General features: G+C 55.9%; 2 tRNA genes. Both read right to left on the reverse strand.

The features are described from left to right. Nucleotides 1-38 precede the first annotated feature (38 nt). Nucleotides 39-114: transfer RNA gene (locus AB3X98_RS42160), tRNA-Ala, on the reverse strand. Between the two features lie 38 nt (nt 115-152). After that, a tRNA-Ile gene (locus AB3X98_RS42165) sits at nt 153-229 on the reverse strand. Nucleotides 230-270: the final 41 nt, after the last annotated feature.

A 270-nucleotide genomic window follows, 5' to 3' on the forward strand; every position in this document is an offset into this window, starting at 1 on the left:
AAGGTTCTGCTTCGTGCAGAACGCTGTGCATTGAGGATTGGTGGAGGATGACGGGATCGAACCGACGACCCCCTGCTTGCAAAGCAGGTGCTCTCCCAGCTGAGCTAATCCCCCAGTCACACATACTCAAGGGATCTGCCCGCCACAGACAGTGGTGGGTCTGGATGGATTCGAACCATCGACCCCCGCCTTATCAAGACGGTGCTCTAACCGACTGAGCTACAGACCCCTGAGTCTGTCTTTCTTACAGCCGACAAGTGTGAGCGCTTA

This window comes from Paraburkholderia sp. BR14312 (assembly GCF_040948675.1).
GTDB classification, from domain to species: Bacteria; Pseudomonadota; Gammaproteobacteria; order Burkholderiales; family Burkholderiaceae; genus Paraburkholderia; species Paraburkholderia nodosa_A.